Source organism: Pseudomonas sp. DW-iso17, from assembly GCF_058725345.1.
In genome coordinates this window covers 193,490-212,823 of record NZ_JBZXEA010000011.1, presented here as the reverse complement: position 1 = coordinate 212,823, position 19,334 = coordinate 193,490, and the positions used below count along the sequence as shown (strand labels likewise).

20 protein-coding genes and 1 pseudogene are annotated in these 19,334 nt (G+C 62.1%); 16 read left to right on the top strand and 5 right to left on the bottom strand.

Annotated features, from left to right (window positions below):
* The first annotated feature begins 400 nt into the window (after window positions 1–400).
* The 10 genes and pseudogenes from AC4PS6_RS08860 (at window position 401) to madM (ending at window position 8,006) form a co-directional block, all read left to right on the top strand.
* Window positions 401–639: pseudogene (locus AC4PS6_RS08860) on the top strand (DUF6124 family protein).
* Window positions 640–884: 245 nt separating this feature from the next.
* Window positions 885–2,555, top strand: coding sequence for a malonate decarboxylase subunit alpha (gene mdcA / locus AC4PS6_RS08855; protein ID WP_019817746.1), 1,671 nt, complete (start codon window positions 885–887; stop codon window positions 2,553–2,555).
* A complete protein-coding gene (locus tag AC4PS6_RS08850) occupies window positions 2,556–3,389 on the top strand; it encodes a triphosphoribosyl-dephospho-CoA synthase (RefSeq protein WP_019817745.1) in 834 nt (277 codons plus the stop codon). It begins immediately after the preceding gene.
* Window positions 3,389–3,688 carry a malonate decarboxylase subunit delta gene (locus AC4PS6_RS08845; RefSeq protein WP_014720312.1) on the top strand — a complete coding sequence of 100 codons (300 nt, stop codon included), beginning with the start codon at window positions 3,389–3,391 and terminating at the stop codon, window positions 3,686–3,688. The genes AC4PS6_RS08850 and AC4PS6_RS08845 overlap by 1 nt, the downstream gene beginning before the upstream one ends.
* The gene (locus AC4PS6_RS08840) at window positions 3,681–4,523 is read left to right on the top strand and encodes a biotin-independent malonate decarboxylase subunit beta (protein WP_014720311.1); all 843 of its coding nucleotides are present in this window, start codon (window positions 3,681–3,683) and stop codon (window positions 4,521–4,523) included. Before AC4PS6_RS08845 ends, AC4PS6_RS08840 begins: the two co-directional genes overlap by 8 nt.
* Window positions 4,520–5,290 (top strand): biotin-independent malonate decarboxylase subunit gamma, encoded by a 771-nt coding sequence (mdcE, locus tag AC4PS6_RS08835; RefSeq protein ID WP_019817744.1) that lies wholly within the window; start codon window positions 4,520–4,522, stop codon window positions 5,288–5,290. The genes AC4PS6_RS08840 and mdcE overlap by 4 nt, the downstream gene beginning before the upstream one ends.
* Window positions 5,284–5,880 (top strand): malonate decarboxylase holo-ACP synthase, encoded by a 597-nt coding sequence (locus AC4PS6_RS08830; protein ID WP_020301910.1) that lies wholly within the window; start codon window positions 5,284–5,286, stop codon window positions 5,878–5,880. Before mdcE ends, AC4PS6_RS08830 begins: the two co-directional genes overlap by 7 nt.
* Window positions 5,877–6,776: a malonate decarboxylase subunit epsilon gene (gene mdcH / locus AC4PS6_RS08825; RefSeq protein ID WP_020301909.1), complete on the top strand. Its 900-nt coding sequence runs from the start codon at window positions 5,877–5,879 to the stop codon at window positions 6,774–6,776. The genes AC4PS6_RS08830 and mdcH overlap by 4 nt, the downstream gene beginning before the upstream one ends.
* Before the next feature lie 67 nt (window positions 6,777–6,843).
* Window positions 6,844–7,236 (top strand): malonate transporter subunit MadL, encoded by a 393-nt coding sequence (madL, locus tag AC4PS6_RS08820; protein ID WP_020301908.1) that lies wholly within the window; start codon window positions 6,844–6,846, stop codon window positions 7,234–7,236.
* 5 nt (window positions 7,237–7,241) lie between these two features.
* Window positions 7,242–8,006, top strand: a complete 765-nt coding sequence (gene madM / locus AC4PS6_RS08815) for a malonate transporter subunit MadM (protein WP_003195023.1) — start codon at window positions 7,242–7,244, stop codon at window positions 8,004–8,006.
* 84 nt (window positions 8,007–8,090) lie between these two features.
* Here the strand turns inward: madM and AC4PS6_RS08810 are convergent, their stop codons facing one another.
* Window positions 8,091–9,005 (bottom strand): LysR family transcriptional regulator, encoded by a 915-nt coding sequence (locus AC4PS6_RS08810; protein WP_020301906.1) that lies wholly within the window; start codon window positions 9,003–9,005, stop codon window positions 8,091–8,093.
* Between the two features lie 144 nt (window positions 9,006–9,149).
* Here AC4PS6_RS08810 and trhA point away from each other — a divergent pair, with 144 nt between their 5' ends.
* The gene (trhA, locus tag AC4PS6_RS08805; RefSeq protein WP_020301905.1) at window positions 9,150–9,767 is read left to right on the top strand and encodes a PAQR family membrane homeostasis protein TrhA; all 618 of its coding nucleotides are present in this window, start codon (window positions 9,150–9,152) and stop codon (window positions 9,765–9,767) included.
* A 17-nt stretch (window positions 9,768–9,784) separates the two neighbouring features.
* On the opposite strand, the gene AC4PS6_RS08800 is transcribed toward trhA, so the two are convergent.
* Window positions 9,785–10,687, bottom strand: coding sequence for a LysR family transcriptional regulator (locus tag AC4PS6_RS08800; RefSeq protein WP_020301904.1), 903 nt, complete (start codon window positions 10,685–10,687; stop codon window positions 9,785–9,787).
* Between the two features lie 108 nt (window positions 10,688–10,795).
* Here AC4PS6_RS08800 and AC4PS6_RS08795 point away from each other — a divergent pair, with 108 nt between their 5' ends.
* The 3 genes from AC4PS6_RS08795 to AC4PS6_RS08785 are packed head-to-tail and all read left to right on the top strand — an operon-like array spanning window position 10,796 to window position 13,326.
* Window positions 10,796–12,037, top strand: coding sequence for a D-amino acid dehydrogenase (locus AC4PS6_RS08795; protein WP_014720304.1), 1,242 nt, complete (start codon window positions 10,796–10,798; stop codon window positions 12,035–12,037).
* A 10-nt stretch (window positions 12,038–12,047) separates the two neighbouring features.
* Complete coding sequence (locus AC4PS6_RS08790; protein WP_020301903.1) at window positions 12,048–12,398, top strand: RidA family protein; 351 nt, start codon at window positions 12,048–12,050, stop codon at window positions 12,396–12,398.
* A gap of 25 nt (window positions 12,399–12,423) precedes the next feature.
* On the top strand, window positions 12,424–13,326 hold the full coding sequence (locus tag AC4PS6_RS08785; RefSeq protein WP_020301902.1) for a transporter substrate-binding domain-containing protein: 903 nt from the start codon (window positions 12,424–12,426) through the stop codon (window positions 13,324–13,326).
* Window positions 13,327–13,461: 135 nt separating this feature from the next.
* On the opposite strand, the gene AC4PS6_RS08780 is transcribed toward AC4PS6_RS08785, so the two are convergent.
* Both AC4PS6_RS08780 and AC4PS6_RS08775 read right to left on the bottom strand, forming a co-directional pair.
* Window positions 13,462–14,181, bottom strand: a complete 720-nt coding sequence (locus tag AC4PS6_RS08780; RefSeq protein WP_014720301.1) for a 16S rRNA (uracil(1498)-N(3))-methyltransferase — start codon at window positions 14,179–14,181, stop codon at window positions 13,462–13,464.
* An 85-nt stretch (window positions 14,182–14,266) separates the two neighbouring features.
* Window positions 14,267–15,673 (bottom strand): adenosylmethionine--8-amino-7-oxononanoate transaminase, encoded by a 1,407-nt coding sequence (locus AC4PS6_RS08775; RefSeq protein ID WP_019817735.1) that lies wholly within the window; start codon window positions 15,671–15,673, stop codon window positions 14,267–14,269.
* Between the two features lie 272 nt (window positions 15,674–15,945).
* Between AC4PS6_RS08775 and AC4PS6_RS08770 the strand changes: the two genes are divergently transcribed.
* Complete coding sequence (locus AC4PS6_RS08770) at window positions 15,946–16,497, top strand: cytochrome b (protein WP_019817734.1); 552 nt, start codon at window positions 15,946–15,948, stop codon at window positions 16,495–16,497.
* A gap of 32 nt (window positions 16,498–16,529) precedes the next feature.
* The gene (locus tag AC4PS6_RS08765; protein ID WP_014720298.1) at window positions 16,530–17,129 is read left to right on the top strand and encodes a YceI family protein; all 600 of its coding nucleotides are present in this window, start codon (window positions 16,530–16,532) and stop codon (window positions 17,127–17,129) included.
* Between the two features lie 142 nt (window positions 17,130–17,271).
* Here the strand turns inward: AC4PS6_RS08765 and rhlE2 are convergent, their stop codons facing one another.
* Window positions 17,272–19,155 carry an RNA helicase RhlE2 gene (gene rhlE2, locus AC4PS6_RS08760; protein WP_014720297.1) on the bottom strand — a complete coding sequence of 628 codons (1,884 nt, stop codon included), beginning with the start codon at window positions 19,153–19,155 and terminating at the stop codon, window positions 17,272–17,274.
* Window positions 19,156–19,334 lie beyond the last annotated feature (179 nt).

Sequence of the window (19,334 nt, the reverse complement as noted above, 5' to 3'; positions counted from 1 at the left end):
AAGGCTAGAAGGACCAGTTCCAAGCAACAACCCCAAAACGCTGTATGAAACTTCCTGCATGCCCTTCGACATAAAAGGCTTCGGATTTTTCCTGCAAGATTTTGGGCCGTGCATGAACTAGTGGTGAGAGGTCCGCACGCCTAGTCTTCGTCCCGTCATCGCAAAAAACGCTGACACGGACGTGCAGGTCCGGTTACATGTCGGCGCACCAACGCCCATAGCCATTCAACGGGCGCTTTTTATGCCTGCTGTACTCGTTATGGCGGCTGTGCGTGGGAGATTCTTCGGAGTCTGCCGGGGTCCGATATGCCCGGTCTTGCACACCTGCGTACAGCTGCCACCTTCATTCGCGTGCAAGCGGAGAGAGGGCAGCCGCCATCACATATCGGAGTTGTAAATCATGGTCAAACCTACGCCCAATCCACCCCTTTTCACCGTAAACCCCACCCAGACAACGAAACCCTGCTGGTCAATGCCAGCGAAACCCTGTCCTCGCTCAATGCGCTCACCTGCGATCTGGCCTTCGACCTGGACACTTCCCAGCGCGCCATCATGCTGGGGATCCAGCAAATGGCCGAGTTGGGGCAGTTGCTGATCGATAGCGCATTGAAGCAAGTCAGCCCGTCCCCAGTTTCTTGAAACGGCCCCAATCAGGGACCGCTATCTAACCAACACCACCGACCCATGTGGGAGCTGGCTTGCCTGCGATAGCGGCCTGTCAGTCAACATCTCAGTAGCTGACCTACAGCTATCGCAGGCAAGCCAGCTCCCACAGTTTGATCTTCGTTACTCCAGGCGTAACGGTTCGTCCTCCAGCTTGATTGATGCCTTTGCGCTTCACTCCTAAGGTTAGCCCCACGACAGCAACCCCCCGTGGAGCGACCATGACAACAACCATCACCCCCGACTCGCGCTGGACGCGGCGGCGCGACGAGAAGCAGCGGCGGCTCGGGCTAGTCAAACAGTATGCAGACGGGGCGGTGTTGCCCAGTGACAAGATCGTCGAGGCCCTTGAAGCCCTGATCCTCCCCGGCGACCGCGTGGTGCTGGAGGGCAACAACCAGAAGCAGGCCGACTTCCTTTCGCGCTCCCTGGCCAAGGCCGACCCGGCCAAGCTCCACGATTTGCACATGATCATGCCCAGTGTCGGGCGTTCCGAGCACTTGGACCTGTTTGAAAAGGGCATCGCTCGCAAGCTCGATTTCTCCTTCGCCGGCACCCAATCCCTGCGCATCAGCCAGTTGCTGGAAGACGGCCTGCTGGAAATCGGCGCGATCCACACCTACATCGAACTTTACGCCCGGCTGGTGGTGGACCTGATCCCCAACGTGGTGCTTTCTGCCGGCTTCATGGCTGACCGCGCCGGCAATATCTACACCGGCGCCAGCACCGAAGACACCCCGGCGCTGATCGAACCCGCTGCCTTCAGCGATGGCATCGTCATCGTGCAGGTCAACCAGTTGGTGGACGACGTTACCGACTTGCCTCGCGTCGACATTCCCGCCAGTTGGGTGGATTTCGTGGTGGTGGCCGACAAGCCGTTCTACATCGAGCCGCTGTTCACCCGCGACCCACGCCATATCAAGCCGGTGCATGTGTTGATGGCGATGATGGCGATCCGTGGCATCTACGAAAAACACAATGTGCAGTCGCTCAACCATGGCATCGGCTTCAACACTGCTGCCATCGAATTGATCCTGCCCACCTACGGCGAATCCCTGGGTCTGAAAGGCAAGATCTGCCGCAACTGGACACTCAACCCGCACCCCACATTGATCCCGGCGATTGAAAGCGGTTGGGTGGAGAGTGTGCATTGCTTCGGCACCGAACTGGGCATGGAAAACTACATTGCCGCACGCCCGGATGTGTTCTTCACCGGCCGCGATGGCTCCATGCGCTCCAACCGCATGTTCTGCCAACTCGCCGGCCAATACGCCGTGGACCTGTTTATCGGCGCCACCCTGCAAGTCGATGGCGACGGGCATTCCAGCACCGTGACCCGTGGCCGCCTCGCCGGTTTCGGTGGCGCGCCGAACATGGGCCACGACCCACGGGGCCGCCGTCATGGCACACCGGCCTGGCTGGATATGCGCCACGACGATGCGCCTGAGGCCTTGCTTGAACGCGGCAAAAAACTCGTGGTGCAAATGGTCGAGACCTTCCAGGAAGGCGGCAAACCGACCTTTGTCGACACCTTGGACGCAGTGGAAGTGGCCCGCAAAAGCGGCATGCCCCTGGCGCCCATCATGATCTACGGCGACGACGTCACCCACTTGCTCACCGAAGAAGGCATCGCCTACCTGTACAAGGCGCGCTCCCTGGAAGAACGCCAGGCAATGATCGCCGCCGTCGCCGGGGTGACCGCCATCGGTATGCGCCACAACCCCAAGGACACTGCGCGTATGCGCCGCGAAGGCTTGATTGCCTTGCCCGAAGACTTGGGTATTCGCCGCACCGACGCCACCCGCGAGTTGTTGGCCGCCAAGAGCGTGGCCGACCTGGTGGACTGGTCTGGTGGCCTCTACAACCCGCCCGCCAAATTCAGGAGCTGGTAAATGCGCGCGCTCAAACAGCATGAACTGAGCCTGGCCGATCGCCTGGCGGATATGGCCGTGGATGCGCTGATCGACGAAGCGGATTTGTCGCCCAAACCCGCTCTGGTAGACCGGCGCGGCAACGGCGCCCACAGCGATTTGCACCTGGGGCTGATGCACGCCTCGGCGCTGTCGCTGTGGCCGATGTTCAAGGAAATGGCCGAGGCCGCGCTCGACATCGGAGAAGTCGGCCTGCCCCTGCGCGAGGCGCTCGGGCGTATTGGCCGGGAAGGCGAGCAGGCCATGCTCGCCACCACCCAGGGCGTGAACACCCATCGCGGTGCGATCTGGGCGCTGGGGTTGCTCGCCGCTGCGGCGGCCTTGGAACCGCGTGCCATAACCCTGACCGCCGCCAAGCTGGCCCTGCTCAACGACCGCTTCGCCCCGCAGCCCATGAGCCATGGGGCCCAGGTTGCGCAGCGCTACGGCGCACGCGGTGCCCGTGAAGAAGCCCAGCTCGGCTTCCCTTCGGTGATTCAACGCGGCCTGCCGCAACTGCACAAGAGCCGCCGCGAAAACGCCGGTGAGCAGAACGCCCGCCTGGATGCTTTGCTGGCGATCATGACGGACCTGGCAGACACCTGCGTGCTCTACCGCGCCGGTACCGAAGGCCTGGCCACCATGCAACAGGGCGCCCAGGCCGTGCTCGACGCCGGTGGCAGCGCAACCCTGGCCGGACGCCGCCAACTGCATGAGCTGGACCTGCAACTGCTGGCCTTGAATGCCTCCCCCGGTGGCGCCGCCGACCTGTTGGCCGCCTGCCTGTTTATCGACCGCCTCGACGGAGCGTTGTGATGGAAACCTTGTCCTTTGAATTCCCCGCCGGGCAGCCCCCCAAAGGCCGTGCGCTGGTGGGTTGCGTCGGCTCGGGCGACCTGGAAGTGCTGCTGGAGCCGGGCACGCCCGGCACCTTGACCATCCAGGTGCAAACCTCGGTCAATGGCGCGCAGCAACGCTGGCAGCACCTGTTCGAACGCATCTTCCAGGAGCAGACGCCGCCGGCCCTGAACATTGATATCCACGACTTCGGTGCCACGCCCGGTGTGGTGCGCTTGCGCCTGGAGCAAGGTTTCGAGGAGATCGGCCATGACTGACTTACTCGCTAAACACAGCTTTGTCGAACTTGGCGCCCGGCAGCGTGCCAAGGCGCTGTTGGATGCGGGCACGTTCCGCGAGTTGATTGACCCGTTCCAGCGGGTCATGTCGCCGTGGCTCAGCCGCCAAGGCGTGGTGTCCCAGGCCGATGACGGTGTGGTGATCGCCAAGGGCAGCATCGGCGCCAAGCCTGTAGTGATTGCCGCGATCGAAGGCAATTTCCAGGGCGGCAGCCTGGGTGAAGTTGGCGGCGCAAAAATCGCGGGCGCCTTGGAGCTGGCCGCCGAAGACAACCGCAACGGCATCCCCACCTGCGCCGTGTTGCTGTTGGAAACCGGTGGGGTGCGCTTGCAGGAAGCCAACCTGGGCCTGGCCGCCATTGCCGACATTCACGCGGCGATTGTCGACCTGCGCCAGTACCAGCCAGTGATCGGTGTGGTGGCCGGCAGTGTCGGTTGCTTTGGGGGCATGTCCATTGCGGCTGGCTTGTGCAGCTACCTGGTGGTCACTCGCGAAGCACGCCTGGGCTTGAATGGCCCCCAGGTGATTGAGCAGGAGGCTGGCCTGGAGGAATACGACTCCCGTGACCGCCCCTTTATCTGGAGCCTTACCGGTGGCGAGCAACGCTTCAACAGCGGCTTGGCCGACCGTTATGTGGCGGACGATGTGGCGCAGATCCAGCAGACCGTCAGCACACTGTTGCAGCAAGGTGTACCCGCACAACCGCGTAGCCGGCGCGCTGATTTTTACCTGGCACGCCTGGCCGAACTGGACGCGAGCGCGCAAATCGAGCCGGCCACTGTTCGCGCGCTGTATGAGGGAGAACGCTCATGAGAGGCTTGCAGTGGTTCAACGCGTTGAGCGCCAACGCAACGCCGGTCGAAGGTTTGCCGGGCTCATTGAAAGTGGCGGATGGAGTCTTGGGTGAACAGGCGGTGCGCTATATCGCCGTGGTTCCCGACCCGCACAACCGCTTCCCCCGCGCCCGCAATGGCGAAGTCGGCCTGCTGGAAGGCTGGGGCTTGGCCAAGGTGGTGGACGAAGCCATCGCCCGGGGTGACAAGCGTCCTATCATCGCTATCGTCGACGTACCCAGCCAAGCCTATGGCCGCCGCGAAGAAGCCCTGGGCATTCATCAGGCCCTGGCCGCCGCGGCTGACAGCTACGCACGCGCTCGGCTTGCCGGCCACCCGGTGATCGCCCTGCTGGTGGGCAAGGCCATGTCGGGCGCGTTCCTCGCCCACGGCTACCAGGCCAATCGCCTGATTGCCCTGCGCGACCCCGGCGTGATGGTGCATGCCATGGGCAAAGCCTCGGCCGCCCGGGTGACCTTGCGCAGCGTCGAAGAATTGGAAACCCTGGCCGCCAGCGTGCCGCCGATGGCCTATGACATCGACAGCTATGCCAGCCTGGGATTGCTGTGGGAGACGTTGTCAGTCACCCAGATTGAACAACCCACGGCGGATGACGTGGCGCGGGTCAGCGATTGCCTGGTGCAGGCGGTCAAGGATATCGGCAGTACCGACTTGAGTTCACGCCTCGGCGCCACCAACCGAGCCGCCTCCAGCCATGTGCGCCAGCTGTTGCGGGAGCAATGGTGAACGCCCACGATTTGCTCTGGGGCATGACCCTGGCGCATCTGCCTGCCGATGCCCCGGTCTGGGTGCGGGACGCGATCCGTGCCGGGCATCCGGTGGTGGTGCGGCGTGCCATCGCCGAGCCGGGCCATGTGGCGGTCGGTGTGCGTGGGCGTTTGCGTGAGCAGCGTTTTGCCGCCCGGATGCCTGTGGCGGCGGTGCATCGGCGGGTGGTGCCGCAAGCCTTGCGCGAGGTGCTCTCACCACGGGATTTACCGGCGCTGCGGGCCCTCGATCAACTGCGGCCGGTGCTGGCGCAGCAAGACTGGGGCGTCAGCGGCAGTGCCGGGTTTGAATTGGCCAGTGGCATTGAAGCGCTGCATGCCAACAGTGACCTGGATTTGATTCTGTGCACGCCCAATCCTTTAGGTCGTAGCGAGGCGCAAGCGTTGTTGGCGATCCTGGACACCGCGCCCTGCGCCGTCGACCTGCAACTGCAAACCCCGTTCGGCGCCGTCGCCTTGCGCGAATGGGCCGGGCCCTCACGCCGTGTACTGCTCAAGACCGTCAGCGGTGCGCACCTTGTGCTCGACCCTTGGCAGACCGTGGCATGAGCAGCCTTCTGGTGTTTCCGGGGCAGGGCGCCCAACGCAGCGGCATGCTCCAGGGGCTGCCGGCCGACATTCTGCAAGAGGCCAGTGATGCCCTGGGTGAAGAAGTTCGTCTGCTCGACTCGGCGCAGGCGCTGGAATCGACGCGGGCTGTGCAACTGTGCCTGTTGATCGCCGGCGTGGCCCATGCCCGGCAATTGGCGTGCACGCCGGATTACGTGGCGGGCCTGTCCATCGGCGCCTACCCGGCTGCGGTGATCGCCGGCTCCCTGGGTTTTGCTGATGCGATAAAACTGGTCAGCCTGCGGGGCGGACTGATGCAGCAGGCTTATCCACAGGGCTATGGCATGACGGCGCTGATCGGCCCTGATCTCTCCAGTGTCGAAGCGCTGCTGGCGGATATCCACAACGCGCAAACGCCGGTGTACCTGGCCAATATCAATGCCGATAACCAGACCGTCATCGCCGGCAGCAACGAGGGGATGAAGCGGGTTGCCGAGCGCATCAAAGGCAACGGCATCGCCAAGCGCCTGGCGGTCAGCGTGCCGTCTCACTGCCCGTTGCTGGAGCAACCCGCCCAGGCACTGTTCCAAGCCTTCGTCCCACTCAAGGCGCCGCGCATCACTTACCTGAGCAGCACCCGCGCGCGACCTATCCACAACCCCGAACAACTGCGTGACGACCTGGCCTTCAATATGTGCCGCGTTGTCGATTGGCGCGGCACGGTGCAGAGCGCCTACGAGCGCGGTGTGCGACTGCAAATCGAACTGCCTCCGGGCGCGGTGCTCACCGGTCTGTCACGCCGTGTTTTTGAACAAGGCACGGTGATCGCCTGCGAAGGCGCCCGCCTGGACACCTTGCAGGCCCTGCTGCAAGAGGAGGAGCGCCGCCACCGATAACGCAGTACCCGAGGCTTTCGAAGCACAAAAACAACAATTTCGAACGAGCACTTTGAGGACAACAACCATGATTATCTACGGTGTGGCTTTTTTGGCGTTCTGCACGTTGGCAGGGCTGTTGGTGGGTGAACTGCTGGGCAAGCTGTTGGGTATCCCGGCCAACGTCGGCGGGGTGGGTATTGCCATGCTGCTGTTGATCGGCCTGGGCAGCTACCTGAGCAAACGCGGCCTGTTTACCGGCAAGTCAGAGCAAGGCGTGAGTTTCTGGGCGGCGGTGTATATCCCGATTGTGGTGGCGATGGCTGCCCAGCAAAACGTGTATGGCGCCATCAGCGGTGGGCCTATGGCGATTCTGGCCGGGACCCTCGCCGTGGTGCTCGGCTTTGCCCTGGTGCCCGTGCTGGTGCGTATCGGTAACCGCGAGCCGGTTGCTCCTGTTCCCACCAAAGACGCCGGGTGATCGCCATGTACGAATCGATGATGAAAGTGATCACCGGCTACGGCTTGATCAGTGGTTTCGCCGTGATCGGCCTGACCATGTGGGTGTCTTATTGGATCTCCGATACCTTCACCAAGGGGCGCCTGCATGGTTCGGCCATTGCCATTCTGCTGGGGTTGGCGCTGTCGTATGTGGGCGGTGCGTTTACCGGTGGTTCCAAGGGTGTGGTGGATATTCCGCTGTTGTCGGGCATCGGCCTGCTCGGTGGTGCGATGTTGCGGGACTTTGCCATTGTCGCCACGGCGTTTGGTGTGAGTGTCGATGAGCTCAAACGCGCCGGCTACGTGGGTGTACTGGCGCTGTTTGTCGGCGTGGGCTCGTCGTTCGTTGCAGGGGTCGGGGTGGCGATGGCGTTCGGGTACACCGATGCGGTGAGCCTCACCACCATCGGTGCCGGGGCCGTGACCTATATCGTCGGCCCGGTGACCGGTGCGGCGATTGGGGCCAGCTCCGAGGTGATGGCGCTGTCCATTGCCGCGGGGTTGATCAAGGCCATTCTGGTGATGGTGATGACGCCGTTCGTAGCGCCGCTGATCGGGCTGAACAACCCACGCAGTGCGGTGATCTTCGGTGGCTTGATGGGCACCTCCAGCGGTGTGGCGGGCGGCCTGGCGGCGACTGATCCGAAGCTGGTGCCTTATGGGTGTTTGACGGCGGCGTTCTATACGGCGCTGGGGTGTTTGTTGGGGCCGTCGTTGTTGTTTTTGCTGATGCGTGGGTTGGTGGGCTGACAGGTCGGGCCTCGTCGCCGGCAAGCCAGCTCCCACAGGGGACCGAGATCACCTGTGGGAGCTGGCTTGCCTGCGATGGCGGCCTCAAACCTGGCGGTTGGCATACATCCGACACTCTGCCAACAACGCCAGCAGGTTCGGGTCGCGCTCTTTGGCTTTCAAAAACACCACACCGATCTGCTGCTGCAACCGATACCTGGGTTGCAGCGGTATCAGCTTCACGCGGTTCTCATACACCGCTGCAATTCGCCCCGGCAGCAGTGCATAACCCACCCCCGAGCTGACCATGCTCAGCAAGGTGAAGATATCGTTCACCTGCATCGCAACCTTCGGCTCGAACCCGGCCTGATGGAACACCCGGTTGCCGTCCTGATGCGTGGCGAAGCCCTGGGTGAGGGTGATGAAGGTGGCATCGCGCACGTCGGCCAGGTCGATTTCCTGATCTCGGTCCAGGGGCGAATCGGCCGGGGTGGCGAGGAAGATGTCATCGCTGAACAGCGCGATTTGCTCGCAGTCGGGGTCGTGGGCGTGTTCGTCGAGGGAGATGAGGATCGCGTCCACCTCCATGTTCTTGAGCTTGTAGAGCAGGTCGAAGTTGGAGCCCAGGATCAGGTCGATATTGAGTTCGCTGCGCCTGATTTTCAGACCCATGATCAACTGCGGCACGGTCTTGACCGTCAGCGAATACAGCGAGCCGAGCTTGAAGCGTTCGGCCGAGAACCCGGCGGCTTCGCGGGTCAGGCGCACGCTGTCGACCACGTCGGCCACCAGTTTTTGCGCACGCTCTTCGAGCACGTAGGCGCTTTCCAGCGGGGTGAGGTTGCGCCCCTCGTGTTTGAACAGCGGGCAGCGCAGGGCACTTTCCAGGGAGTGAATGGCGCGGTGCACGCTGACATTGCTGGTTTGCAACTCGGCGGCCGCGCGGGCCAGGTTGCCGGTGCGCATGAACGCCAGGAAGATCTCCAGCTTCTTGAGGGTGAATTCTTCGTCGATCAGCATGGCCTTGGGCTCTTGTTCGATTGCGCTCGATTGTGCCTGCAAACGCGGCCCTCGTCGCTGGAACGTCACACGCCGCTTGCACTCTGATACGCAAGGCTGGAGGCTTGCCGACAGTCGTCAACGGTGAGGGGAGGTCAACGATAGATGTATCACGGGGAACGGTTCAACGCCTGGAGCCATTTGCTCGGTGCAGTCGCGGCGTGTATTGGCGCCGTGTGGATGTTGGTGGTGGCGAGCCTGGACGGCAGCCCCTGGAAAATCGTCAGCGTGGCGATTTATGGTTTTACCCTGATGGTGCTGTACAGCGCGTCGACGGTGTACCACAGCGTGCGGGGGCGGCGAAAAGAGATCATGCAGAAGGTCGATCACTTCTCGATCTACCTGTTGATCGCCGGCAGCTACACACCGTTCTGCCTGGTAAGCCTGCGCGGGCCGTGGGGCTGGACGCTGTTCGGGATCGTGTGGGGGCTGGCGGTGATTGGCATCCTGCAAGAGATCAAGCCGCGCTCGGAGGCGCGGATTCTGTCCATCGTGATCTACGCGGTAATGGGCTGGATCGTGCTGGTGGCGGTCAAGCCGCTGATCGCGGCGCTGGGCACGGCAGGGTTTATCTGGTTGGCCGCGGGTGGGGTGTTGTACACCGTGGGCATCATCTTTTTTGCCCTGGAAGATCGCCTGCGTCATTCCCATGGCATCTGGCATTTGTTTGTGATTGGCGGCAGCCTCCTGCATTTTGTGGCGATCATGCATTACGTGCTGTGAATGCTGGTGGCTGCTCTTTAAAGACGCTCGAGCAACTCACGGGCACGATTGCCGAAAATCTGCAGCAGCTTGGCCAGCATATGCGGCGGTGGCTCATCGCCGCGGGTCAGGGCGTAGAGGGTGATCGGCAGGGGGGGCGTGAGGGTGCGGATACAGGTGTTTGCCGTCGATGCGCCGAGGGCGGTAAAGGGGTCGATCACCGTCAAGCCGGCGCCGGACTCCACCATCGCCCGGGCCAGGGAATAGGTTTGCACCGAGATGGTCACCCGTGGCGGTGGATCGACGTTCTCCAGGTAGCTGTCCAGCTTGGTCGCCAGCGGATCGGCACTGGAGAGCCCGATCAATGGCGCGCCCGCCAGTTCGCTCAGTGGCAATGGCCGGTTGATTTCAGCCGCCGACCAATAGCCCTTGGACGCCAATGCAACCAGCACGCCATTGGCCAACACCTGTGTGGTCAACCCGGGATGGCCGGAAAAGTTGAGGGTCAGCGCCAGGTCGATTTCGCGCATTAACAGCTTCTGGACCAGCTCACGGCTATGGTCGCTGGACAGCTCGCAAGCCATGTCGGGGTATTCGCGCTTCCATTCCAGAATCGCTGGAGGCAGTAGCGACAAGGCCAGCGCGGGTATCGCACCAATGCGTACGCTTTGCCCTGGGGCGCGGCGCAGGCTCTTGGCCAGGCGCCGTACACCTTGCAAGCTCTCGGTGACTTTCTCGACTTCGCGTTCCAGCGCCAGGGCTTCCGGCGTGGGTTGCAATTTGCCGCGTACACGCAGAAACAGCGCAAAGCCCAGCTGCAATTCGGCGTGCTGCAACACTTTGGTCACCGCCGGTTGCGAGACGTGCAGCAACTGCGCGGCGGCACTGATCGAGCCAGTCTGGCGAATGGCCTGGAAGATTTCGATATGACGCAAGCGCATGGCAGGTCCATAACCTTTGTTTATAGGTGACCCATCTTTATTCATTGTCGGTGGCCTGTCACCTGCGCCTACGCTTGGCCTTCAGTTAATCAACGGTCGGGGGCTGGGATGGCGAGGCAGGTTTGCATCATCGGTGGTGGGGTCATCGGCCTGGCCAGTGCTTACGCTCTGGTGCGGGCAGGCCACGAGGTCACGGTGATAGACGCCCGTGACACCCTGGGGAGCGAAACCAGTTTCGCCAACGGTGGGCAGCTGTCCTATCGCTATGTTGCACCGCTGGCCGACGCGGGCGTACCGCTGCAGGCGATGGGGTGGCTGTTGCGTGGGGACTCTCCGCTCAAGCTGCGCCCTCGCCTCGACCCCCGGCAATGGCGCTGGATGGCTGCATTCGTCGGCGCATGCCGGGGCTCGGTGAACAAGCGCAACGCTGCCCACTTGCTGCGGCTGGCGAGCCTGAGCCAAGGCACCTTGCAGCAATGGCGTGTCGACGATCGGCTGGACGGCTTCGACTGGCGGTGCAACGGCAAGCTGGTGACCTTCCGTAATGCCGGGACCTTTGAGCGTGCGCGCGCCAACGTCACAGACATCCTGCAGCAGCAGGTACTGTCGATGGCCGACTGCCAACGCCTGGAACCTTCCTTGGCGGCGCGGGATTTTGTCGGAGGCATCTATACGCCCAGTGAAGAAGTTGCGGACTGTCATGCCTTTTGCCAACGCCTGGCCGCCAGGTTGGAAGCGTCCGGGCGTTGCACATTTTTGCTGGGGCGCAAGGTTACCGGGGTTCGTCACGCCGACGGTGCGGTGCAGGCCATCGAGTTGGGCCATGAAGTGATGCCGGTCGATCAACTGGTATTGGCTGCCGGGCATCGCAGTGCCGAGCTGGCATTGCCGCGCTTGTCGCTGGCGCTGTATCCGCTCAAGGGCTACAGCCTGAGCGTGCCGATCGGCGAGCAGCACAAAGCACCGAACGTAAGCATCACCGACTACGACCGCAAGATCGTCTATGCACGCATAGGTGAGCAACTGCGGATCGCGGCCATGGTGGATATTGTCGGCTTTGATGCGCGTCTTGAGCCCAAGCGCCTGGCGTTGATAAAGCGTCAGGCGCTGGAAACGTTTCCTTTGGCCGGTGACTACGCCCAGGCGGTCGAATGGGCCGGTATGCGCCCGGCAACACCGACGGGCGTGCCATTGATCGGCGCCAGCGCCTACCGCAATCTGTGGCTGAACCTGGGGCATGGCGCACTGGGCTTCACCCTGGCCTGCGGCAGCGGCCAACTGCTGGCCGAGCTAATCGACCAGCGCCCCCCTTCCATTGATATGCAGGGCCTGACGCCCCGCGCCGCTTGAGGATGCAGCCATGACCATTACCCGAATCAATAGCAACGAACGACTCAGCGGCGCCGTGACGTTCAAGGACCTGGTGTTCCTTTCGGGCCAGGTACCGGGCGACGGCCTGGATGTGGCTACTCAGACCCGGCAAGTGCTGGCCAGGATCGACGCGCTGTTGGCCGAGGCGGGCAGCGATAAGGATCACTTACTCAACGCCACGATTTACCTGAAGGACATCGGTGCCGGTTTTGCACCGATGAATGATGTCTGGTCCGCATGGCTCTCGCCAGGCATGGCGCCCACGCGCACTACCTTGCAAGCAGAGCTGGCGCGGCCGAGTGTGCTGGTGGAAATCAGCGTGATTGCAATACGTAAATAACCTCAAAGACCAACGGAGAATAACAATGAAAAAGATCCTGTTGACCGGTTGCACCCTGGGCCTTTTGTGGGGCGCGCAGGCGCATGCAACCGAAGCGCCGCTGGCGGGCACTTTGAGCAAGATCGCCAGCGCCAAGTCCATCACCCTGGGCTACCGCGATGCGTCGGTGCCGTTTTCCTACGTGGGGGATAGCAGTGGTAAACCGATGGGCTACTCGGTGGACCTGGCAAACAAGATTGTCGAGCGTATCCAGCAGAAAACCTCAGTGGGCGACCTCAAGGTGAAATACAACCTGGTGACGTCCCAAACCCGCATCCCGCTGGTGCAGAACGGCACTGTCGACCTGGAGTGCGGCTCCACTGGCGTGACGGCTGAGCGGCAGAAGCAGGTGGCATTCTCCTACGGGTTTATCTACGTAAAGGGCCAGTTGCTCACGGCCAAGGACAGCGGGATCAAAGGCTTTGCCGACCTAGCGGGCAAAAATGTGGTGACCACTGCCGGCACCACCAATGAGCGCTTCCTCAAAAGTTATAACGCTGAACACAAAGCCAATATGTTCGTGATCAGCGCCAAGGACCATGGCGAAGCGTTCAAGATGCTCGAGACTGGCCGGGCCGTAGCGTTCTATATGGACGACGCGTTGCTCTACGGCGAGCGTGCCAAGGCCAAGGACCCGCATCACTGGGTGGTGGTCGGCGAGGAGCAGTCGCGGGAGATCTACAGCTGCATGGTGCGCAAGGATGACCCGCAGTTTCTCGCGGTGGTCAACGAAACCCTGGGCGAGCTGTACCGCTCGGGAGAGATCAACGGGATTTACCAGCGCTGGTTCGAGCAGCCGATTCCGCCCAAGGGCTTGAACCTGGAGTTCCCGATGACCAGCGAGTTGAAAGCGATCATCGCCAAGCCGGTGAGTGACCCAGTGGAGTAAGCCTTGGGTAACCCGATAAAACTGTAGGAGCTGGCTTGCCTGCGATAGCGGTCTGTCAGTTGTAAATTAACTGCCTGAAACACCGCTATCGCAGGCAAGCCAGCTCCCACAGTTGATTGGGTTTACAGGGTGAGGTTAGAAGTCGCCCCAGAGTTGTTGGGCGACGGAGAGTGCGACGACGGGGGCGGTCTCGGTACGCAACACCCGCGGGCCGAGGCGAGCGGCGTGGTAGCCGGCGTCTTGGGCGGTCGCGACTTCATTATCGGTGAGCCCCCCTTCGGGACCGATCAAGAACGCCAGGCTCGATGGCTTGGCGTGGCTGATCATCGGCTCTGCCACCGGGTGCAGCACCAGCTTCAAGTCCGCCTCGGTTTGCTTGAGCCAGTCTGCCAGCAAGAGCGGAGGGTGAATCACCGGCACCGTTGAGCGCCCACATTGCTCGCACGCGCTGATTGCCACCTGGCGCCAGTGCAGCAAGCGCTTGTCGGCGCGTTCGTCCTTGAGGCGTACCTCGCAGCGGTCGCTGAAGATCGGTGTGATCGCGTTGACGCCCAATTCAGTGGCCTTCTGGATCGCCCAGTCCATGCGCTCGCCCCGGGACAGGCCCTGGCCGAGGTGAATATGCAGGGGCGATTCGGCTTGGCCGGCAAAGCTATCGGTGAGTTGCACGGTGACGCGTTTTTTACCGACTTCCAGCAAGGTGCCACTAAACTCCTGGCCAGAGCCGTCGAACAGTTGCACGGCATCGCCTTCACCCATGCGCAACACACGGCTGATGTAATGCGCCTGGGCTTCGGGCAGTTCGTGATCGCCGAGGCTCAGCGGGGTGTCGGTGAAAAAGCGGGACAGTCTCATTTCTGTTCTCTGAAGTTTATGTAGGCGCAGCGGCGCGCCTGGAATGCCTTCGCGAGCAAGCTCGCTCCTACAAGGATTTAGGCAATCAACCCGGATCACGGAAGCCTGGATGGAAATCTTTCGGCACCGCCACACTGACCTTGCTGTTGGTGGCGATATCGATCCCCTCGCTGGCCACCTCGGCCAGAAAGTCGATCTGCTCGGGGGTAATTACATAAGGCGGCAGGAAATACACCACGCTGCCCAACGGCCGCAGCAGCGCACCGCGCTCCAGCGCGTGCTCGAAGACCTTCAGGCCACGGCGCTCCTGCCACGGGTAGGCGGCCTTGGTGGCTTTGTCCTGCACCATCTCGATGGCCAGCACCATGCCGGTCTGGCGCACTTCCGACACGTGAGGATGGTCCACCAGGTGCGCGGTGGCGGTGGCCATACGCTGGGCCAGGGCCTTGTTGTTCTCGATGACGTTGTCTTCTTCAAAGATATCCAGCGTTGCCAACGCCGCCGCACAGGCCAGCGGGTTGCCGGTGTAGCTGTGGGAGTGCAGGAAGGCGCGCAGTGTGGGGTAGTCATCGTAGAACGCGCTGTAGACGTCTTCCGTGGTAACCACCGCGGCCAGCGGCAGGTAACCGCCGGTAAGGGCCTTGGACAAGCACAGGAAGTCCGGGCGTATGCCGGCTTGTTCACAGGCAAACATACTGCCGGTGCGGCCGAAGCCCACGGCGATTTCGTCGTGGATCAGGTGCACGCCGTAGCGGTCGCAGGCTTCGCGCAGCAGCTTGAGGTACACCGGGTGGTACATGCGCATGCCACCGGCGCCCTGGATCAGCGGTTCGACAATGACGGCGGCAACGGTGTCGTGATGGTCGGCCAGGGTCTGTTCCATCGCCAGGAACATGGTGCGCGAGTGTTCTTCCCAGCTCATGCCTTCGGGGCGCAGGTAGCAGTCCGGGCTCGGCACTTTGATCGTGTCGAGCAGCAGCGCCTTGTAGGTCTCGGTAAACAACGGCACGTCGCCCACCGACATCGCGGCGATAGTTTCGCCGTGGTAGCTGTTGGTGAGGGTGACGAAGCGCTTTTTGTTCGGCTGGCCGCGGTTGAGCCAGTAGTGGAAGCTCATCTTCAGCGCCACTTCGATGCAGGACGAACCGTTATCGGCGTAGAAGCAGCGGGTCAGCCCTTCGGGCGTCATCGCGACCAGGCGTTCGGACAGCTCGATCACCGGTTGATGGCTGAAACCGGCGAGGATCACGTGCTCCAGCTGATCGACCTGATCCTTGATACGCTGGTTGATCCGTGGGTTGGCGTGGCCGAATACGTTGACCCACCAGGAACTGACGGCATCGAGGTAGCGCTTGCCTTCGAAGTCTTCCAGCCATACGCCTTCACCGCGCTTGATGGGCACCAGCGGCAGTTGCTGGTGGTCTTTCATCTGGGTGCAGGGATGCCACAGCACCGCGAGGTCGCGTTGCATCCACTGGTTGTTCAAGCCCATCGGTGATCTCCTCGAAGCGGTCCTGCGGCGGGCACAGGCGAAACAATCGCGCAAGCCTATGCAATGGTGGCTCGGGTCACAAGCCATTGTGGGGAAATTCGCAGTAAATGCAGGACGGTCTGTCACGTTTCCCAGGGATAGTCTTAATCCCTTGTTAATTTATGATGCCTAGCCTCTTTATCGTATTTCTCGATATTTCAAAGCAAAATTTTCCGCTTTAATTCGATAGGTAAAGCGCTAGTCTTGGGCACAGTTCTTACGGGATTAAGTACATGCAGCTACGTAATTCGCCGGCCCGCTATGGTTGGGTCAGCATGGTTCTGCACTGGGGCGTAGCCCTGGTGGTGTTCGGTTTATTTGCCCTGGGCTTGTGGATGGTCGGTCTCGATTACTACAGCGCCTGGCGCAAAGATGCGCCCGACTTGCACAAGAGCATTGGCATCACGCTGTTCGCCATTATGCTGGTGCGGATCGTCTGGCGCCTGGTCAGCCCGCCGCCCCCACCGCTGGCCACCTATAGCCGCATGACGCGGATCGGCGCCGCGTTTGGGCACGCGTTCCTTTATGTCGGGCTGTTTGCCGTGATGATTGCCGGTTACCTGATTTCCACCGCAGACGGTGTCGGTATCCCGGTGTTTGGCCTGTTTGAAATTCCTGCCGTGGTTTCCGGTCTACCGGACCAGGCAGATACCGCGGGTTGGGTGCACCTGTACCTGGCCTGGGTGTTGGTGGTCTTCGCCGGCTTGCACGGCGTGGCGGCACTGAAACACCATTTTATCGATCGTGATGCGACCCTTGCGCGAATGCTGGGACGCAAAGCCTGATGTTCAACCTCGACTCACAAGGAATAGAAAGCATGTTGAAAAAAACACTCGCTGCGCTGGCAATCGGTTCTGCCCTGCTGTCCGCAGGTTCGGCGATGGCCGCTGACTACGTAATCGACAAGGAAGGCCAGCACGCCTTCGTCGACTTCAAAATCAGCCACCTGGGCTACAGCTACATCACCGGTACCTTCAAGGACCTGGATGGCAAGTTCAGCTTTGACGCCGCCAAGCCCGAAGACGCCAAGATTGAAGTCAACGTGCGTACTGCCAGCGTGTTCTCCAACCACGCCGAGCGCGACAAGCACGTCAACAGCAAGGACTTCCTGGAGTCGGGCAAATTCCCTGATGCCAAGTTCGTTTCCACCAGCGTCAAGCCAACTGGCAAAAATGCTGATGGCAAGCTGACTGCTGATGTGACCGGGGACCTGACCTTCCACGGCGTGACCAAGCCGATCCTGGTCAAAGCCACGTTCCTGGGCGAAGGCAAGGATCCATGGGGCGGCTACCGTGCCGGCTTCGAAGGCACCACCAACATCAGCCGCAAGGAATTCAACAAGGACGGCATGGACGTAGGTCCACAGTCTGACAACGTGCAGTTGTACATCACGTTTGAAGGTGTGAAAGCGAAGTAATGCTTCGTATGTAGGAGCGAGCTTGCTCGCGAAGGCCGCAAGGACACCGCGTTAAACCAGGATGCCCGCGTTATCGTTGACGACCTTCGCGAGCTAGCTCCTACAGGCAAAAAAAACCCGTATCTCACGATACGGGTTTTTTTTATGCTTCGCGGTTGCGAGTCAGCAGCGCTGGTTTCTCACCACGAGGGCGGCCTGGCAGTTGATCCAACTGCTCAGGTGTCGGGAAGCGATCCGCTTTCGACTCCTTGTGGATGATCTTCGGCGCCGGGCCACCCCGTGGGTTTTGTACTGCAGGCTCGGACGAGCGAGGCTGATCGTCACGGGCAGGGCGGCGGTTGTTGCTGCGTGAATCTTCGCGACGGGCCTGGCCGTCACGCGGTGCGCCATTACGCGGGCCGCTGCGCTTGGCAGGCGGGGTGCCAGTGGTGCCGCCGCTGCTGTTGCGCGGGGCGTTCTGGCGACCGCCCTGTGGCTGGCCGCTACGTGGAGCGCCTGCGCCCTGGGCAGGAGCCCCTGGACGACGGCCACGGCCCTGGGCCGGTTTGGCCTGGGGCACGTAGTCGACGCGGTTACCGAAGTTATCGATATCGTCGTCAAGGAACTCGTCCGGGGCGCGGTCGGCCGCGGCGCGTGGTGGCTGGCTCGGCTGGCGCTGTTCGCGGGCCGGGGTGCCTTCACGGGGCTTCTGCTCACGGGCCGGGCGTTCGCCACGGCTGCTGCTCGCGGTTTTTTCCTTGCCCTTGTCCTTGCCTTTGTCGCGACGACCACCGCCACCACCGCCGCCGTTCGGGCCATCGCCCTTCGGACCACGTGGGTTGCGAGGGTTGCGCACGTCTGGACGCTCGCGCGCTTCTGGCTTCTCGGCCTCCACGGCGCTGGCATCAAAGCCCATCAGGTCGCCATCGGCGATTTTCTGCTTGGTCATGCGTTCGATGCTTTTCAGCAGCTTTTCTTCATCCGGCGCGACCAACGAAATGGCCTCGCCCGAACGACCGGCACGGCCGGTACGGCCGATACGGTGCACATAGTCTTCATCGACGTTTGGCAGCTCGAAGTTGACCACGTGTGGCAACTGGTCGATATCCAGGCCGCGTGCGGCGATATCGGTGGCCACCAGGATACGCACGCTGCCGGCCTTGAAGTCGGCCAGGGCTTTGGTGCGTGCGTTCTGGCTCTTGTTGCCGTGGATGGCGACGGCGGTGAGGCCGTGCTTGTCCAGGTACTCTGCCAGGCGGTTGGCGCCATGCTTGGTACGGGTGAACACCAGCACCTGTTCCCACGCGCCGTGGGTGATCAGGTGCGCCAGCAGCGAGCGCTTGTGGCTGGCGGCCAGGCGGAACACGCGTTGCTCGATACGCTCGACCGTGGTGTTCGGCGGCGTGACTTCGATGCGTTCCGGGTTATGCAGCAGCTTGCCGGCCAGGGCGGTGATGTCCTGGGAGAACGTTGCCGAGAACAGCAGGTTCTGCCGTTTGGCCGGTAGGCGGGCGAGGACTTTTTTCACGTCATGGACAAAGCCCATGTCGAGCATGCGGTCGGCTTCGTCCAGCACGAGGATTTCCACGTGGGACAAATCGACGCTGCCTTGGCCGCACAGGTCGAGCAAGCGACCCGGGCAGGCTACCAGCACGTCGACACCACGGGACATGGCCTGAACCTGTGGGTTCATGCCGACGCCGCCGAAGATGCAGGCGCTGACGAACTTCAAGTCGCGGGCATACAGCTTGAAGCTGTCGTGCACTTGGGCTGCGAGTTCGCGGGTTGGGGTCAGGACCAGTACGCGCGGTTGGCGCGGGCCGTGACGTTGGGATTTGTCCGGGTGACCGTTGGGAAACAACCGCTCCAGGATCGGGAGGGCGAAACCGCCGGTTTTACCAGTACCTGTCTGAGCCGCAACCATCAGGTCGCGACCTTGCAACACGGCGGGAATGGCCCGCTGTTGCACCGGAGTAGGCTCGGTATAGCCCGCTGCCTCGATGGCGCGGACTAAAGCCTCGGAGAGACCGAGGGAAGCAAAGGACATGAGTAATCCTGTTTTAGTTAGGGCTTGGCCCAAAGGGATAATCTTGCCGGGCGTGAATGGCGCTTAGGGGAGCGCAACCCCGTCCGGTCCTGCTGTGTCTGGCGGGCACTCCATCGGCTCGCGCGGGCTGCAAAGCTGCGCAGTAGCTGGGTTGGGTGCCGTTTTCAAGACCCGAGCGG

Bases quoted from the DNA above. Each gene is read 5' to 3' on its own strand.
- AC4PS6_RS08810 (WP_020301906.1), bottom strand. From the start codon at position 9,005: ATGCTGATCGACGAAGAATTCACCCTCAAGAAGCTGGAGATCTTCCTG.
- rhlE2 (WP_014720297.1), bottom strand. From the start codon at position 19,155: ATGTCCTTTGCTTCCCTCGGTCTCTCCGAGGCTTTAGTCCGCGCCATC.
- AC4PS6_RS08795 (WP_014720304.1), top strand. From the start codon at position 10,796: ATGGCGAGGCAGGTTTGCATCATCGGTGGTGGGGTCATCGGCCTGGCC.
- AC4PS6_RS08775 (WP_019817735.1), bottom strand. From the start codon at position 15,673: ATGGGCTTGAACAACCAGTGGATGCAACGCGACCTCGCGGTGCTGTGG.
- mdcE (WP_019817744.1), top strand. From the start codon at position 4,520: ATGAGAGGCTTGCAGTGGTTCAACGCGTTGAGCGCCAACGCAACGCCG.
- AC4PS6_RS08840 (WP_014720311.1), top strand. From the start codon at position 3,681: ATGACTGACTTACTCGCTAAACACAGCTTTGTCGAACTTGGCGCCCGG.
- AC4PS6_RS08780 (WP_014720301.1), bottom strand. From the start codon at position 14,181: ATGAGACTGTCCCGCTTTTTCACCGACACCCCGCTGAGCCTCGGCGAT.
- mdcH (WP_020301909.1), top strand. From the start codon at position 5,877: ATGAGCAGCCTTCTGGTGTTTCCGGGGCAGGGCGCCCAACGCAGCGGC.
- AC4PS6_RS08845 (WP_014720312.1), top strand. From the start codon at position 3,389: ATGGAAACCTTGTCCTTTGAATTCCCCGCCGGGCAGCCCCCCAAAGGC.
- madM (WP_003195023.1), top strand. From the start codon at position 7,242: ATGTACGAATCGATGATGAAAGTGATCACCGGCTACGGCTTGATCAGT.
- trhA (WP_020301905.1), top strand. From the start codon at position 9,150: ATGTATCACGGGGAACGGTTCAACGCCTGGAGCCATTTGCTCGGTGCA.
- AC4PS6_RS08785 (WP_020301902.1), top strand. From the start codon at position 12,424: ATGAAAAAGATCCTGTTGACCGGTTGCACCCTGGGCCTTTTGTGGGGC.
- mdcA (WP_019817746.1), top strand. From the start codon at position 885: ATGACAACAACCATCACCCCCGACTCGCGCTGGACGCGGCGGCGCGAC.
- AC4PS6_RS08850 (WP_019817745.1), top strand. From the start codon at position 2,556: ATGCGCGCGCTCAAACAGCATGAACTGAGCCTGGCCGATCGCCTGGCG.
- AC4PS6_RS08765 (WP_014720298.1), top strand. From the start codon at position 16,530: ATGTTGAAAAAAACACTCGCTGCGCTGGCAATCGGTTCTGCCCTGCTG.
- AC4PS6_RS08770 (WP_019817734.1), top strand. From the start codon at position 15,946: ATGCAGCTACGTAATTCGCCGGCCCGCTATGGTTGGGTCAGCATGGTT.
- AC4PS6_RS08830 (WP_020301910.1), top strand. From the start codon at position 5,284: ATGGTGAACGCCCACGATTTGCTCTGGGGCATGACCCTGGCGCATCTG.
- AC4PS6_RS08800 (WP_020301904.1), bottom strand. From the start codon at position 10,687: ATGCGCTTGCGTCATATCGAAATCTTCCAGGCCATTCGCCAGACTGGC.
- AC4PS6_RS08790 (WP_020301903.1), top strand. From the start codon at position 12,048: ATGACCATTACCCGAATCAATAGCAACGAACGACTCAGCGGCGCCGTG.
- madL (WP_020301908.1), top strand. From the start codon at position 6,844: ATGATTATCTACGGTGTGGCTTTTTTGGCGTTCTGCACGTTGGCAGGG.